At 69.4% G+C, this 15178-nt stretch carries 14 protein-coding genes and 1 pseudogene; 10 read left to right on the top strand and 5 right to left on the bottom strand.

All coding sequences use genetic code 11. The features are described from left to right. The first annotated feature begins 176 nt into the window (after positions 1–176). Positions 177–401: an FmdB family zinc ribbon protein gene (locus NBX02_RS21045; RefSeq protein ID WP_250283015.1), complete on the top strand. Its 225-nt coding sequence runs from the start codon at positions 177–179 to the stop codon at positions 399–401. Positions 402–578: 177 nt separating this feature from the next. Next, a complete protein-coding gene (locus tag NBX02_RS21040; RefSeq protein WP_250283013.1) occupies positions 579–2534 on the top strand; it encodes an MFS transporter in 1956 nt (651 codons plus the stop codon). Positions 2535–2576: 42 nt separating this feature from the next. Here NBX02_RS21040 and NBX02_RS21035 read toward each other — a convergent pair whose 3' ends face one another. Further along, positions 2577–3479, bottom strand: a complete 903-nt coding sequence (locus tag NBX02_RS21035) for an alpha/beta fold hydrolase (protein WP_250283011.1) — start codon at positions 3477–3479, stop codon at positions 2577–2579. Between the two features lie 534 nt (positions 3480–4013). Next, complete coding sequence (locus tag NBX02_RS21030) at positions 4014–4433, bottom strand: hypothetical protein (protein WP_250283009.1); 420 nt, start codon at positions 4431–4433, stop codon at positions 4014–4016. Between the two features lie 1167 nt (positions 4434–5600). Between NBX02_RS21030 and NBX02_RS21025 the strand changes: the two genes are divergently transcribed. The 4 genes from NBX02_RS21025 to NBX02_RS21010 all read left to right on the top strand — a co-directional run bounded on the left by NBX02_RS21025 (position 5601) and on the right by NBX02_RS21010 (position 10018). Further along, positions 5601–6731 carry a DegT/DnrJ/EryC1/StrS family aminotransferase gene (locus NBX02_RS21025; protein WP_250283007.1) on the top strand — a complete coding sequence of 377 codons (1131 nt, stop codon included), beginning with the start codon at positions 5601–5603 and terminating at the stop codon, positions 6729–6731. An 83-nt stretch (positions 6732–6814) separates the two neighbouring features. Further along, positions 6815–7810 carry an NAD-dependent epimerase/dehydratase family protein gene (locus tag NBX02_RS21020; RefSeq protein WP_250292679.1) on the top strand — a complete coding sequence of 332 codons (996 nt, stop codon included), beginning with the start codon at positions 6815–6817 and terminating at the stop codon, positions 7808–7810. 3 nt (positions 7811–7813) lie between these two features. Further along, the gene (locus tag NBX02_RS21015; protein WP_250292676.1) at positions 7814–8983 is read left to right on the top strand and encodes an MGDG synthase family glycosyltransferase; all 1170 of its coding nucleotides are present in this window, start codon (positions 7814–7816) and stop codon (positions 8981–8983) included. Between the two features lie 114 nt (positions 8984–9097). Further along, positions 9098–10018 (top strand): hypothetical protein, encoded by a 921-nt coding sequence (locus tag NBX02_RS21010; RefSeq protein WP_250283002.1) that lies wholly within the window; start codon positions 9098–9100, stop codon positions 10016–10018. A gap of 207 nt (positions 10019–10225) precedes the next feature. Here the strand turns inward: NBX02_RS21010 and NBX02_RS21005 are convergent, their stop codons facing one another. After that, positions 10226–10384 carry a hypothetical protein gene (locus tag NBX02_RS21005; protein ID WP_250292674.1) on the bottom strand — a complete coding sequence of 53 codons (159 nt, stop codon included), beginning with the start codon at positions 10382–10384 and terminating at the stop codon, positions 10226–10228. A 535-nt stretch (positions 10385–10919) separates the two neighbouring features. On the opposite strand from NBX02_RS21005, the pseudogene NBX02_RS21000 reads away from it, so the two are divergent. Continuing rightward, positions 10920–11099 (top strand): annotated as a pseudogene (locus NBX02_RS21000) (putative protein N(5)-glutamine methyltransferase); the annotation flags it as partial. 187 nt (positions 11100–11286) lie between these two features. On the opposite strand, the gene NBX02_RS20995 reads toward NBX02_RS21000, so the two are convergent. Then, complete coding sequence (locus NBX02_RS20995) at positions 11287–11547, bottom strand: hypothetical protein (protein ID WP_250282995.1); 261 nt, start codon at positions 11545–11547, stop codon at positions 11287–11289. A gap of 18 nt (positions 11548–11565) precedes the next feature. After that, positions 11566–11841, bottom strand: coding sequence for a hypothetical protein (locus NBX02_RS20990; protein WP_250282993.1), 276 nt, complete (start codon positions 11839–11841; stop codon positions 11566–11568). A 411-nt stretch (positions 11842–12252) separates the two neighbouring features. Here NBX02_RS20990 and NBX02_RS20985 point away from each other — a divergent pair, with 411 nt between their 5' ends. From NBX02_RS20985 to NBX02_RS20975, 3 genes are read left to right on the top strand one after another with little or no spacing between them, the layout of a single operon-like run. Then, positions 12253–13641 (top strand): ferredoxin reductase family protein, encoded by a 1389-nt coding sequence (locus NBX02_RS20985; RefSeq protein ID WP_250282991.1) that lies wholly within the window; start codon positions 12253–12255, stop codon positions 13639–13641. Next, positions 13638–14264: an FMN-binding protein gene (locus NBX02_RS20980; protein WP_250282989.1), complete on the top strand. Its 627-nt coding sequence runs from the start codon at positions 13638–13640 to the stop codon at positions 14262–14264. Before NBX02_RS20985 ends, NBX02_RS20980 begins: the two co-directional genes overlap by 4 nt. 31 nt (positions 14265–14295) lie before the next feature. Then, entirely contained in the window at positions 14296–15168 is an 873-nt protein-coding gene (locus NBX02_RS20975; protein WP_250283030.1) for an FAD:protein FMN transferase, read from the top strand. Positions 15169–15178 lie beyond the last annotated feature (10 nt).

Genomic DNA, 15178 nt, shown 5'->3' with positions numbered 1-15178 from the left:
GCCGGGCCGCCTGGACGGCCGGGAACCCGGGCCCGCGGCAGCGCGAGGTCCCGCGAGGTCCCGCGAGGACCACTGTCGCGCTGCCAGCGGCCCGGACCGGCGGGCGTGTGGGCGGGCCGTGATCGCGGCGACGGTGATTTGTCATCGCGGTGGAGCGGTCGGCGTAAAATCAGCCCGTGCCTGCGTACCAGTACCGTTGCCGTACGTGCGAGACCAGTTTCGAGGTGCGACGCGGCATCACCGAACCGGCCGCCGCCGACAATCCATGTCCGCACGGCCATATCGACACCACTCGGCTGTTCACCGCCGTCGCTGTCAGCCGCGCGGGGTCGGCGTCGGCCCCGCCGCTGCCTGTTCCGTCCGGCGGTGGCGCCTGCTGCGGCGGCGCCTGCTGTAGCTGATCATCGGACGATCCCAGAAGAGCTCTCGTTGTGTATGTGACGTGAACTTGTTGTCATAACTGAGATCTTCATGCCATGATCGGAATTTTCTGTCTTCCTTGATGGGCGGAACTTGTTTAGTCTTACTAAGCAAGTTTTCGATGCGAGGCATCGCCGACGTTCGAGGAGGGGCGCCAGGTGCGGGATACGGATCATGCAGAGCCGACCACGGCGGACGACCGCGACACGGCACGACCGTCCGCCGTGGTCGACGAGCCCACCGCGCCGGGCCGGCACTACAAGTGGATCGCGCTGTCCAACACCACGTTGGGCATCCTCATGGCCACGATCAACTCCTCGATCGTCCTGATCGCCCTGCCGGACATCTTCCGTGGTATCAACATCAACCCGTTGCAGCCGGGCAACACCAGCTATCTGCTGTGGATGATGCTGGGCTTCCTGATCGTCACAGCCGTCCTGGTGGTGACCTTCGGGCGCCTCGGGGACATGTACGGGCGCGTCCGCATGTACAACATGGGTTTCGCGATTTTCGCCGTCTCTTCCGTCCTGCTGGCCCTCACCTGGATGGATGGCAGCGCGGCGGCCCTGTGGCTCATCGGCTGGCGGATCGTGCAGGGCGTGGGCGGGGCGTTCATCTTCGCCAACTCCACCGCGATCCTCACCGACGCCTTCCCGGTCCAGCAGCGGGGGCTGGCGCTGGGCATCAACGTGGTGGCCGGCATCGCCGGTACGTTCATCGGGCTCCTGCTCGGCGGCGTGCTCGCCCCCATCAACTGGCACTACGTCTTTCTGGTATCGGTGCCGTTCGGCGTGTTCGGGACCTTCTGGGCCTACGCCAAGCTCCGGGACAACGGGGTGCGGCAACGCACCGCGATGGACTGGTGGGGAAACGCGACGTTCGCCGGCGGGCTGATCACGCTGCTGATCGGGATCACCTACGGCATCCAGCCCTACGGCGGGCACACCATGGGCTGGACCAGCCCCTGGGTGCTCGGTGCGATGACCGGCGGGCTGGCGGTCCTGGTCGTGTTCGCGGTCATCGAGTCGAGGGTCGCCGAGCCCCTGTTCGATGTGCGGCTGTTCCGCATCCGTTCGTTCACCGCCGGCAACATCGCTTCCCTGCTGGCGTCGCTCGGGCGCGGGGGGCTGCAGTTCGTGCTCATCATCTGGCTGCAGGGGATCTGGCTGCCACAGCACGGCTACAGCTTTGCCGAGACGCCGCTGTGGGCGGGTATCTACATGATCCCGTTGACGATCGGCTTCCTGGTGGCCGCGCCGGTGGCGGGAACGCTCTCCGACCGGTTCGGCGCCCGTATGTTCACGGTCGGCGGTCTTGTCACCGTCATTGCCAGCTTCGTGCTTTTCATGATCATACCGGTGAACTTCTCCTATCCGTCGTTCGCGCTGATTCTGTTCGTCAACGGCATCGGTACCGGCCTGTTCTCCTCGCCGAACCGGGCCGATGTCATGAACGGGCTGCCGGCGAACAAGCGGGGGGTCGGCGCCGGTATGACGGCGACCTTCCAGAACTCCGCCATCGTGCTGTCCATCGGCCTGGTGTTCACACTCATCGTCATCGGTCTCTCCCGGACCCTGCCGTCGACGATGCTCAATGGCCTGCTGGCGCAGGGCGTACCGGACGCGACCGCGCGCACGGTGGCCGGCCTCCCGCCGATCGGCGTCCTGTTCTCGGCATTTCTCGGCTACAACCCGATGGAGCAGCTGCTCACACCGCAGACACTGGCGGCGCTGCCGGACGGTGGTGCCCACGTGACCGGGCACGCCTTTTTCCCGAACCTGATTTCCGGGCCGTTCGCGGACGGCCTCGTCGCCGTGTTCGTGTTCTCGATCGCGACACTGGTGATCGCCGCGGTCGCGTCCTTCGCCGCCGGAACCGGTCAGCCGACGGCACCCGTGTCGGGCGCCGCGCCGGTGGGCGCCGAACCTGTCGGCGCCGGGCCGGTGAGCGCCGAGCCGGTGGATGCCGAGCCGGTGGATGCCGAGCCGGTGGATGCCGAGCCGGTGAACGCCGAACCGGTGAACGCACGGCGGAAGCGGGGCGGGGAGCCGGGGACGGGGCTGATCCCCACCCATCGTCTCGGGAAAGCGGAGTCATCCGGCTATACCGGGTGACGGCCCGGAGCCGGGGGCGTTCCAGCGGCTCCTGCCAGGCAGCTACGCGATGTTCGTCCCGACCTTCGGGCGGGTCTGCGGGACGGAGTGCTGCCAGTCCGCGAGCAACGTCCGGATGCCGGTGACCAGCAGCAGCGGCTGGTCGAGCATGAGATGGTGCCCGGCGAGCGGGATCTCGATGACCGGCGCGACCCGGCCGAGCAGTTCGTACATCTCGGTACCGATGTCCGGGGTTATCAGACCGTGTTCGGCCCGGAACAGCGCGACCCGGCAGCGCACCTCCTTGAGGATCTGCGGGGACGGCCGGCGGCCGCGGAAGATCCCTGGATCGAACTTCCAGGTCCAGCCCCCCTCGACGGCGCCCATGGACGACCGTGCCACATGGTTGACGACGTAGGGCAGCATGTTGGGCTGATCGGGCACGGTCCGGAAGCGGGCCAGCGCCTCGGTCACGGTCGGGTAGACCCGCAGCGGCCCGAACGCCGTGCGCTCGCGGGCGGCCCTTTCCTCGGGGGTGACGTCGGCGACGGGGGCGTCGAGGATGACGATCCCGCTGATCCGCTCCGGGTAGCTGGCGGCGGCCATGATCGATGCCCAGCCGCCCATGCTGTGGCCGATCACGATCGGGCTGCCGGCCAGCTGAGCGTGTTCGGCGACGCCGACTATCTCGGCGGCCCAGTTCTGGAGACTGTAATCGTCACGGCGCCCACTGTCGCCATGGCCGGACATGTCGATGGCGACAACTCGGTATTCGCTGTCAATCAACGGCGCTATGTGGTCCCACCAGCCGGCATGCGCGGAGCCTCCGTGCACGAGGACGATTCCCGGCCGGTCCGGCTCCCCCCAGCATCGGTAACTGATCCGGCATCCCTCGACCTCCGTCGCATACTGTTCGGGCCGCCGCTCGAGTGCGGTCCGGAACCAGCCGGGAGTTTCGATGTTCATGCTCTGTCTGCCATGTTGGTCTGCCGTTCCGGTTATGCGGTGCTGGACGGTGTCGTAATCCAGTCTGGCCGGAATCCTGTCATCGGACGGACCGGGACGGTCCCGATGGCTGGAATCGTCGGATGCGCTCACCTGGCGTGACTGGCAGGGTGGACGGGGTGGTGCCGGCCGAAAGCCGGCACCGATCCGGGATCCGGCCGAGTTCTCCCGGTTTGTGTTCGTCGATATCCGTACGGCACACCGGGGATGCTCTCATGGCTGAATAGCAGCCTTCCTGTGTTGGGTGCCGCATGGTGCTCCCGTGCGATATGGGAACACTGTCGAGCGATATGGTCCCATATTGTGTGGCCTGCCGGCACCGGCCGGCTCACCTGGCTGGGCGGTGTGCGGCGGCGGGTTCACGTCAGGGCCGGCGTCAATACCGACGTCAACCGCTCTGCTCCGGAGCGCAGCGCCGAGCGGGCGTCTCCCACTGCCGGCCTCCGGTCGTCGATCCGGCGCGAGCCGGTGACGCTCGGCCGAGGCCGCCGCCGGTCACTCCCGGCTGGTCGAGACGAATGCCTGGACGGTCCCGGCCGAAAGGACGCCGAGCGGCTGGCCGTCGTCCTCGACCGTGATGGTCGTCTCCGCTGGTATGTCACGCAGTGCCCGATTGACCGCGTCGGTGAGGAAGTCGCGCCAGTCGAGGAAGATCTCCGGCTGGAAGGTGTCGATCACATCCACCAGCGGGCGGGCGGGGTCGGAAAGCCTGTCAAGATCTCCGACAGTGATGATCGATGATCGAGCAAGATCTTTTTCCAGATGAACGAGCCGGGCGTAGCGGACATGTGCGTCACGCATTTCGCGGGCTGCCTCGCCGCCGGTCATCGTGTCCTGGAGCTCGATACAGGGCTCCACCTTGTCGACAAGTTCCACGACACCGGCGAGGCTTCTGACAATCTTGTTCCGTGTCACCTTGTGGCTCCTTCGAGCGCGTCGCGGGCCGGCGGATTCGCGGCACCCCGAGCCCGCGGTCCCGGCGTCCGGGCCCTCCGGGCCTCTCGGATCCGTCGAGCTTTGAAGATCTTCGGGAATTTTCGGATCATCCGCTCCCGCGGCCGGGCCGCCGAGCGCCGAAAATGATCGCGCTGTCCCCGGCCTGGTGCGAGATCCGCTGGAGGCCAGGTCCGGCGCCAGATCACGAGAGCCCCTTCGTGTCCGCTGTGCCCATGGATATCCCGATCGGACTCGTATCCGTAACGAACGGGTCCGTGGCGGTGTCACGGTGCTGGGACGGGACTCGAGACGGGACCAAAGTCCTGGCCGTTCCTGCTCCCCTTATGGGCGCCTTCCCGATACTCTTGCTGTGCGTCCCGGCAGAGCGGTGAGTGATCTGCGTTCCCCCCGTACGTCAGATCATGTCTACCCTCTGCCGGGGCCTTTCATGCTGCCCGCGACCTGCCCTCATGTCTGGTCGGGCCTGATCGGCGGCCACGTGGCGGGCGCATCGGATGCCGCTCGTCCGCGCGAGCCGCGACGGCGGTGGATCCCCCCGAACGGCCAGTCCTTGGTGTCGATTGTGTCGACCTCGCCGACTCTGCCGGATATGAAGGTCTTGCCAGTCTTGCCAGTCTTGCCAGTCTTGCTGGTCTTGTCGGCCTCGTGAACACGTCCAGCGGCCGGGTGTTTCTTCCGAAGATCGATATTACTGTCCGTTTATGTAAACGTGACAGGAGGTAGTCTCCGGTCGTCGGCGAGCCGTAAAATGCGCCTGTCAGCTGATCGCAAGACCATGGTCGTGTTGTTGTGATTCGTACTCGCGGCCGTTGTGGCCGGTTTGTGGGATCGTCCAGGTGACTTGTCCCACTGTGGCCGGACGAGTATCTGTCGGACGGGTATTGGACGGCAATGAGATCTATTATTTAATGGATACGCTAAAACGTAAACCGGGTGCTCGGTGGTCATTCCTGGGCCGGGCGGGCGGCTCTCCGCCGGACGGCCGTGAAAAGGATCAGGGGAGGATGCCCGAGAGCAGGATGATCCTGACAGCCGCACGGTGGGTGAACCGGTAGCGTCGCTGTCCACCGTGCCCGGACCGGCAGGTGGTGACTTGACAGGACGCGGGACTTTGAAGGGGTGCAGATGCAGGTTCCATCAGCGCGGATCGTCTTCCCGGAGGCCGATCGCGCGGAGATTGCGTCGTCGGTGTCGGAGATACTGGCCAGTGGGGCGCTGACGCTCGGCGCGTATACGAGGGAGTTCGAGGCCGCCTTTGCCGCGGCCCACGGCGCCCCTTTTGGCATTGCTGTCAGTAGTGGCACCGCGGCGCTTGAGATTATTCTCCGGGCGCTGGACGTGGCAGGTTCGGACGTCATTATACCCACGAACACCTTCGCGGCCACCGGTTTCGCCGTCCTGCGGGCCGGCGCGGACCTGGTTTTCGCGGACGTGGACCCCGGCACGTTCGCGCTCAGCGCGGCCACCGTGGCCGCTGTACTCACACCGCGTACCCGGGCGGTCGTTCTGGTGCACATAGGCGGCCTGATCACTGCGGAAGCCGACGCTATTCGGGCGCTGTGTGACGAACGGGGCATTTTTCTGGTCGAGGACGCGGCGCACGCCCACGGGGCGAGTCATGACGGCCGCCCCGCGGGGTCCTTCGGCGTGGCCGCGGCGTTCTCGTTCTACCCGACCAAAGTCATAACCAGCGGCGAGGGCGGGATGATACTCACCGCCGACGAGCGCGTGCGGGACGACGCGGTGATATTCCGGGACCAGGGGAAAGCCGGTTTCCTCGGCAACGTCCACATCAAACAGGGCTACGCCTGGCGGCTGAGTGAGCTGCACGCCGTGACCGGACTGGTGCATCTGCGCCGGTTGTCCGAATTCCTTGAGGTCCGCCGCCGGGCCGCCGCCCGGTACGACGCGGGACTCGACCAGATCGACGGGATCGAGCCGGTCCGGGTGCCGGCCGGCGGGTACGGCAACTTCTACAAATATCTGGCCCTGCCGCGTCCGGGCATTGAACGGGCCCGGCTGAAAAAGGAGCTCAAGGAGCGCTACGGCGTGTCACTGTCGGGCGAGGTGTACGAGGCACCCCTGCACCAGCAGCCGGCCTTCGCGTCGTATGCCGGCGGCAACCTGCCGGTCGCCGAGGATCTGTGTGCCCGTCACGTGTGCCTCCCGGTCCACTCGGACATGACCGGGGCCGAGGTGGATCATGTGCTTGCGTCGCTCGCCTCCGCTCTCGAGGCCCTGGCGGTACAGCTCTGACCAGGTGATCATCGTTCGTAGCAGTTCTCGGGCAATTGCACCGGGCGACCCGGCCCGCAACCGACAATTCTGGACGGATGACCATGCGTATAGCCGTCACCGGCGGCTCCGGCTTCATCGGGGCCCATGTAGTGGACCGGCTCGCCGATGCCGGCCATGACGTGATTTCACTCGATCTACAGACGCACAAGACTGATCCACGAGCCGACCGCAGAGCACTCGACGTTCTGGACCTGCCCGCCGTCACCAGTGCGTTCGACGGCTGCGATGTGGTTTTCCACCTCGCCGGCATGTCCAATGTCGACCACGCCTTCGCCGACCCGATCCGGACCGTGCGGCTCAATGTCGAGGGCACGGCGAACGTCTGCGAGGCGGCGCGCGTCGCCGGTGTGCGCCGGGTGCTGTTCGCCAGCACCGTCTGGGTCTACGGCGCGGCCGGCGGTGACCCGGACGACCCGCACCCGCTGACCGAGGACGTCGAGTTCGCGCTGGCCCGCGCCGGCCATGTCTACACCTCCACCAAAATAGCGGCGGAGCTGCTGCTCCACAGCTATCAGCAGACCTATGGTGTGGACTTCACAATTCTGCGCTACGGCATTCCCTACGGCCCCGGCATGCGCGACGAACTCGTCCTGGCCCGGTTTCTCCGGAAGGCGCTCGACGGGGAGCCGCTCACGATCGCCGGCGACGGCCGGCAGTTCCGTAACTACGTGTTCGTCCGTGACCTGGCCGACGCGCACGTGCTCGCCATGGCCGACTCCGCACGGAACGCGACGATCGCGCTCGAAGGCGACGAACGGGTCAGCGTGCTGGCGATGGCGCAGGCGGTCCGTGACCATGTCCCCGGCGTCCGGATCGAGCACGTGCCGGCGCGGCCGGGTGACTTCCGGGGGCGGCCGGTGTCGAACGCGGCGGCCGAGGCGCTGCTGGGCTGGCGTCCCACCACCCGGTTCGCCGACGGGGTCCGGCAGTATGTCGAGTGGTATCTGGCCGACCGGCGGCCCACCCGTGACCAGGTGGTCCCGGTACCACCCCGCCAGGCGGCCGACGGCGTCGGCGTCCCGGCATCGTCCGAGTAAGTCATGATCGACGATATGGCCGATGGCCCCACGGGTGGCCCGGTGACGGTCCCGGCCCGGCAGCCCCAGCACGCTGGGAAGCGGGCGTTGCTGCTGTCGGGCTCGCTCGGGATGGGCCACGATGTCATGGCGCAGGCCTGCGCGCACTCGCTGGCCCTGCGTGGGTTCTCCACCCGCACGCTGGACTCCCTGCGCATGATGGGCGGCCGTGCCGGGGCCATGGGGGAGGCCGTGTTCCGGGGGATGCTGGCCGTGCCGGGACTCTACGACGCGGTGCATTTTTCGCAGATGCGGCCGGGCGGCCCGTTGGCGCGGGTGATCGAGGCGGTCGCGTCCCGGTTCCTCGTCCCCAGGCTGGCGTCGACGCTGCGTGAGCAGCCGGTCGAGCTGCTTCTGTCGATCTTCGCGACCGGGGCCGCGGCGGCGAGCCGGATCAAGCCCGAGCATCCTGACATGATCACGGCGGTGTTCTGTACGGATGTCTGCGTCCACCGGCTCTGGGTGCACGACAACACCGATCTGTACCTGGTCACCTCGGCCACGGCAGCGCGGTTCGTCCGCCGGTTCCATCCCCAGGCGCGGATCGCCGTCGTCCCGACGCCGGTGCGCCAGCCCTTCTACGACCCACCGACGCAGGTGGCGGCCCGGGCTGCTCTCGGCATCCCCGCCGACGCGCGCTGCGTACTGCTGATGTCGGGCTCCTGGGGCCTCGGCCCGTTGGTCGACGGTGCCCGGGCGCTGGCCGAGGCCGGTGTGTGGGTGATCGCGGTGGCCGGGCGCAACACCTCGCTCGAGGCCCGGCTGCGGGGACTGGCGCGCACGCGCCAGCAGGTCATCCCGTTCGGCTTCACCGACCGTATCCCCGAGCTGATGGCAGCGAGCGATCTTGTGGTCACCTCGTCGGGGGACACCTGCAGCGAGGCCCGCGTGATCGGGCGCGATCTCCTGCTGCTCGACGTCGTGCCTGGTCACGGCCGGGACAACCTCCAGCTCGAACTCGACCGGGGCCGGGCGGACGTGACCTCCGCGGACACCGCGTCCCTGCGCCGGTCGGTGCTTGCCGCGCTGGACCGCACCAAGCCGCCCTCGGTCCGCGTGGTCGGTACGCCGGACGCCTGGGAGCAGGCGTTCGGCGCCGCGCTCAGTCAGGTCGAGCTCGGTAATGGCTGGTAGGACTGGTAGGAGACAGCCCGTACGGGCGTGGCGTGGCAGCGGAGGTGGGATGGTGGGAGACGTGGGACGCAGCGGTGGCGCACGTACGCACCTCGGCCGGATTCCGGGCGGCGCGTGAACGACGCGCTTGCCGTCGGCGCGCCGATCGCGGTCGTGTCAGCGGCCTTCTACGGGATGGCCCCCATGATCCAGGCTGTCGCGGCGCGGCAGGCACCGCCTGGCGGCGGGCTCGGGCTCGGGCTGTTGCTCCGTCTCACCGTGCGCCCGCTGTGGCTGCTCGGGCTCGCGGTCGAGGCCGGGTCGTTCCTGCTGGAGGTGCTGGCCCTGTCGGTGGCCCCGGTGGCCCTTGTCGCGCCGCTGATGGCGGGCGACATGGTGGTCTTCGCGCTGCTGGCCCGGCGGTTCCTCGGGGAGCGGATCAGCCGGGCCGGCTGGCGCGGGATGGCGTCCATGGTCGCCGGAATCGTCCTGCTCACCTTTGCCTTCAGCCGCGGCGCCGAACTCGGTGACCCGGCGAGCAATCATGATATGGGGCTGTTCCTGGCCTGCGGGCTGACGTTCACGGCCGTGGGCGCCTGGCTGGCGAACCAGGCGGGCAGGGCGGAGCGGGTTGCCCGGGCGGCCCTGCTGTTCGGGCTGTCCGCGGGGGCCTGTTACGCGATCGCGACGTTGGCGACCCGTCAGATCGGCCTCTACCTGGACGATCATGAGCTGGCCCGCCTGCTGGCCACCCCGACCCCGTACGTCCTGATCGTTTTCTCCGTGCTCGCCCTGGGCCTGGAGCAGCGGGGACTGCAGGGGCGGGCGGCGGTGATCGCCTTCCCGGTGACCAGCGGGGTATCGGCCTTCCTGCCGGTGATGCTCGGGCTGACCCTGTTCGACGAGTCGGCACCCGAAGGACCGCGGATGGTGGCCTTCGTCGCCTCCCTGGTACTGGTCGCGGCCGGGATTCTCGGTCTGGGCAGGGACCGGGTGGCAGGCGGCGCGCACGAGCGGGAGCCCCAGCACGAGTCGCACTCCGAACGGCCGCAGTGACTCCGAACGGCCGCAGTGGCGGTGTAGAGAACTCCACTCGTCACAGCGGGTCGCTGATGCCGTCCGCCGGGCGGGGCGGAAGAAGAACGAGACCGCTCTGGCGGGTGCGTTCTTCCCCGGCCTGCCGACGGATCGGATCGGCTCGGCTCGGCTGGACCTGCTGACCGGGACCTTGGCCGGTTGGCGGTCGTGCGTACGGCGGTCAGATCAGACGTGGAACCTTTCCAGCGCCTTGCGGACACGGGAGTTCGCCTGAGCAAAGCTGATCTTTCCGTCGACGTATGCGGCGAGGGCGGTGCGGCGCACCCGCTCGACACGCGGATCCTCCAGCGGGGTGCTGAGCAGGTTAGTCGTGACAGTGGCCACGCTGATCACCTCCCGTTGCGCGGAAACAACAGCGACGAAAAGACCGCCTGACAGCGTCAGGCGTGCAATGAATCCAGAGAAGGGCTCGCGCTCCATGACGATCGTCGTCCGGAGCGCCGCGTGATCGACTACCTACGTCCCGCCGACGCGTGACCGTGGCAACCAATCGGATCTGCAGGCCGGGCGGGAGGGAAGCCTGAGACGCCCCGACCCTGGGGCTTCCGCCCAGTCGATGGCGTTCATGGCACCTGCGCTCCTCCACGGCAACAGCGGGTGTGGATACCCGCCAGCAGGGTCGGGATGACGTCTGCCTGCGTCCGTCGTCAAGACCAACGCTGGAAGAACCACAACCCGACCGGACAGCTACAAGAGTGCGCCGTTGTGAGCCCGATCGCAAGACCCTTTCTGTCAGGTCATCGATCGCATCCTGACAGTGACCATTGTCGCGGCTCGTCGGCCGACCGCTGCGGTTGGCGCCGTCGCGAACACGAAGAGCGCCTGGGCGTGCTGCCCTGGGCGGCCGGCGGCCGGCGGCCGGATGGCCGCCGAGGCGCCACAGCGGCTGGCGCCGGGCGGCCACCTGCTGGTCGAGACCAGCGAGCGCCAGGCGGCGCGGACCGTCGAAGCCGTCGTCCGCAACGGGCTGCTCCCACAGGTGGTCACGTCCGACGAACTGAACGCCACCGTCGTCATCGGGACGAAGCCCATCCGGTAGGAGGGCCCCGCACCACGGCCTGCCGGCCGCCCTCCGTCCGGCCGGCAGGCCGTGGTCCCGCATGAGATGAGAGCTCGGGGCCGGGTGCGGACGGTGGGGCGCTGGGCCTTCACCCGACCAGAAAGAGAAAAACAGGAAGAGGAAACAGAAAGAAGAAAGAGGAAAGGTGAAAAGGAACAGGTGAAGATCAGCTCTGCTGTTCCGCCGGAGCGGGACGCAGAACCGCGCCCAGCGGGTGCGGCTCGTCGCCGGCCACGTCCCACAGGACGAGCGCCGCTCGGTCGATACCGTCGACGGTCCGTACGTCCGCGCCTGTTGGCCCGGGTTCCGCGAGATCGTCGGGACGGATCCGGCTGGGCGCGGCTATGTAGTCACCATCGGTGAAGGGCCGGAGGTCGGCGCCGAACGGTGTCGTTTCCGCTTCCTGCCCGGGTGAAATCCTGGCCATAGCGTCACAGCTCCTTTGTCACAGCGTCTGGATGGCGACGATTTCGGCTGTGCCGCCGGGGCCGCTGCTGTTGGTCACCCGGACACGTACCGGCCGGCCGGAAGCCTTGGCGGCGGTGGCGATTGTCAGTACTTCTGATTCGGTCGAGTCCGGCGCGGTGTAGATCCGCCGCCATCCGACATGGCCGATCGTGTAGCGGTACTCGATCCAGGCCGTGCTGCCTCCCGCGAAGACGTTCAGGACGTATGCGTCGTAGTCGATCCACTGGCTTTGGTCCCAACCAGAACGCGGCACGATCGGCCTCCCCCTGTGCGTGGCCCGAGGCGGTGACTTCGGGGCTCGGTTATCAAGGGTATTTTTGTGTCGCCGCTGTGCTATCTCCCATCCGACACAGTCCACTAACCGACCCGGCGGTCCGGTCCCCTCGCCGCCCCGCGTCGAAAGCCGTCGCCATCTCGTCGGGACGCCCGCGGCCGGTCGGGAGCCCTACGATCGGTTTTTGCGGTCGGGGTAGGAAGACCGTGGAAGTCCCGGCAAGTTCTGAGGCTCTTCACAGCGTTTTCCCAGCTTTCACGGTCATCATCCGTGTCCATGAGCTTCACGTGGTATCCGGCTGGCGGGACACGGACGCGCGGGCCGGCCCGCGTCGGCACGGCGGCGCCCACGCGGCAGCCAGATCCTCCCCGCCCGCCGGGAGACCAGGCCGTGCCGGGTGCGGCCCACGGCCGGCACGTGCCGCCGCGCCGCTCCCCGCGCTGGTCCCCGCGGCTCGCCGTACGGCTCGCCCTGGTGGTGTGGGGAGCCGTGGTCGTGGCCCTGTGGTGGTTCGACACCGCCGCGTCCAGCGTGCGCGGCGCCGGGCCGGCCATGACCGCGGCCGGCCGGGTCAGCGGCCTGCTGGCGGCCTACCTGGTGCTCGTGCAGCTCCTGCTCATGGCACGGATCCCCGTTCTCGAACGTGCGGTCGGGCTCGACCGGCTGGCGGCCTGGCACCGTGGGCTGGGCACGAACGTCGTGCTGCTCATCGTCGTCCACGTCCTGCTCACGGTGTGGGGCTACGGCCTGACCACGCATCATCAGCCGCTGTCCGAGCTCGTCACGGTGGTCACCACCTATCCGGAGATGTGGAAGGCGACCATCGGCACCCTGCTGTTCGTGGCCGTCGGAGTGGCCAGCGCCCGCGCGGTCCGGCGGCGCGTCTCCTACGAGGCCTGGTACCTGCTGCACCTCACCGCCTACCTTGCCGTGCTCCTGGCGTACTCCCACCAGACGGCGACCGGCGCGGACTTCGTCGGCCATCCGGTCAACCGGCTGCTGTGGCAGGGGATGTACCTCGCGGTCGCCGGCTGCCTGGTCGTCTGGCGGCTGGTCCTGCCGGCCGTGGCCGTCGGCCGGCACCGGATGGCGGTGGAGCGGGTGGTCCACGAGGCGCCCGGGGTCGTCTCGGTCTGGATCCGCGGCCGTGACCTGCATCGTCTCGGTGCGGTGGCGGGGCAGTTCCTGCTGTGGCGGTTCGCCGCCCGCGGGCATCTCGTCAGCGCGCACCCCTATTCGCTGTCCGCCCCGCCGCGACCGGACCGGCTGCGCATCACGGTCAAGGCCACCGGCGACCACTCCCGCGCGATCGCCCACCTGCGGCCGGGCACCCCGGTCGTGGCCGAAGGCCCGTTCGGGCACTTCACCGCCGAGCACGCCAGCCGGGGCAGGACACTGCTCGTCGGCGGCGGCAGCGGGATCGGACCGGTCCGGGCGCTCACGGAGGAGCTGCTCGCCCGTGGCGACGACGTCGTGGTGGTGCACCGGGTCAGCCGGGCGAGTGATCTCGCGCTGTGGCAGGAGTTCGAGCGGCTGGCCGGCAGCGGGCGGCTGGTCGGCAGCGGGCGGCTGGTCGTCCACCGCGTGGTCGGTTCCCGGCGCGACCTCGGATACGACCCGCTGGCGGCGCGTTTCCTCGTCGCGGCCGTGCCGGACGTCGCCGAACGGGACGTCTTCGTCTGCGGCCCCGCCGGGATGACACACGCGGTCGTCCGGGCGCTGCGCGGCCTCGGGCTGTCCGGCAAGCAGATCCACACTGAGGAGTTCACGCTGAGATGAACGAGAACGCCGGAAAATCCCACCGGGCGCGGCTCGGCCTTGCCGCGCTGCTGGCGACCGTCGGCCTGGTGGTCGGCGCGAAGGCCGCGACCGGGCCCGGCGAGCGGCCCGTGGCGCTCGCCGTCGCGCCGGCCACGGCCGGTACGGGCCAGCGGCCCGCTACGGCGGGAGGTGTCCCGGCTCCGGATCCGGCGGATGAGGCCTCCGGATCCGCTGGTTCGGACGGGCACGACGGGTCCGCCGCCGACGACAGCGGCCGGCCCGCGGGATCCGGATCGGGCGGGGCGGGCGGCGCGACATCCGTCCCGTCGAGCCCCGCCGCCGGCGGCTCGTCGGGCACGGCCACCACCCGGACGGTGACGGGGGACGCCGTGCGCACCCGCTACGGCTTCGTGCAGGTCCAGGTCGTCCTGAGCGGAAAGACGATCACTGATGTGGTGGCCCTGCGGCTGCCGGACCGGGAGCGGCGCGATATCGAGATCAACAACTGGGCGGTGCCGATCCTGCGCCAGGAGGTGCTCGACGTCCAGAGCGCCCGGATCGACACCGTCTCCGGGGCCTCCTACACCAGCGACGGTTACGCGCAGTCCGTCCAGTCCGCCCTGGACCGGGCCGGTGCCTAGCCGGCCGGGCCGGGTCCACGCCGAACCGGTGATGGGCACGGTCGTCAGCATCGACATCCGCCGTCCGCGCGGCGCGGCGGAGCTGGGCCCCTCGGAACTGGACGCGGCGATCGCGGCGGCGGCCGCGGTGCTGCACCGGGCGGACGAGGACTTCAGCACCTTCCTGCCGGGCTCCTGGGTCTCCCGGCTGCGGCGCGGCGAGATCGGCCTCGACGACTGCCCGGAGCACGTCCGCGAGGTGTACCGGCTGGCCGACGCCTGCCGGGAGCGGACCGGCGGCAGCTTCGACCCGGCCTGGCGGGCGGACGGCACCCTGGATCCGACCGGCCTGGTCAAGGGCTGGGCGGCGGACGCGGCGTCCCGGGCGCTGACCGACGCCGGCGCCCCGGACCACTGCGTCAACGCGGCCGGGGACCTGCTGGTCCGGGGAGCCTCGGGGACGGGCCGGCCCTGGCGGGCCGGGATCGCCGACCCCTTCGAGCGGGCCCGGCTCGTCGCGGTGGTCGAGGGCACGGATCTCGCCGTCGCCACGTCGGGCGTCTCGGAGCGGGGCGAGCACGTCGTCGACCCGCGTACCGGGACTCCGGCGAGCGCGCTGGCCTCGGTCACCGTCGTCGGGGCGGACGCCTACGCCACGGCCGCCCTGGCGGACGCCTACGCCACGGCCGCCCTGGCCGCCGGCCACGCCGCGCCGGCCCTGCTCGCCGATCTCGCCCGGCAGGGATGGGCCTGGCTGACGGTCGACGCCACCGGCCGGCTGGCCTGTTCGGCCGGCTTCCCCGGCCAGGTTGCCGCCGCCGCGTCCGCGCCGTCCAACAGGGCTTCCCTATCGGATACACACCGTTCGGGGCAGCTTTCCTCCGCACCTGTCCGGTCCGCTCCCGGCGCTGTCGGGCCTGGATGACCGGCCCGAC

The sequence above is a fragment of the Protofrankia sp. CiP1_Cm_nod1 genome (assembly GCF_920888515.1).
Taxonomy (GTDB): Bacteria; Actinomycetota; Actinomycetes; order Frankiales; family Frankiaceae; genus Protofrankia.
This window is presented reverse-complemented; position numbering and strand designations above follow the sequence as displayed.

Coding starts and splice junctions, on each gene's coding strand:
- NBX02_RS20975 (WP_250283030.1), top strand. CDS start 14,296: ATGGGCACGGTCGTCAGCATCGACATCCGCCGTCCGCGCGGCGCGGCG.
- NBX02_RS20980 (WP_250282989.1), top strand. CDS start 13,638: ATGAACGAGAACGCCGGAAAATCCCACCGGGCGCGGCTCGGCCTTGCC.
- NBX02_RS21020 (WP_250292679.1), top strand. CDS start 6,815: ATGCGTATAGCCGTCACCGGCGGCTCCGGCTTCATCGGGGCCCATGTA.
- NBX02_RS21025 (WP_250283007.1), top strand. CDS start 5,601: ATGCAGGTTCCATCAGCGCGGATCGTCTTCCCGGAGGCCGATCGCGCG.
- NBX02_RS21015 (WP_250292676.1), top strand. CDS start 7,814: ATGATCGACGATATGGCCGATGGCCCCACGGGTGGCCCGGTGACGGTC.
- NBX02_RS21035 (WP_250283011.1), bottom strand. CDS start 3,479: ATGAACATCGAAACTCCCGGCTGGTTCCGGACCGCACTCGAGCGGCGG.
- NBX02_RS20995 (WP_250282995.1), bottom strand. CDS start 11,547: ATGGCCAGGATTTCACCCGGGCAGGAAGCGGAAACGACACCGTTCGGC.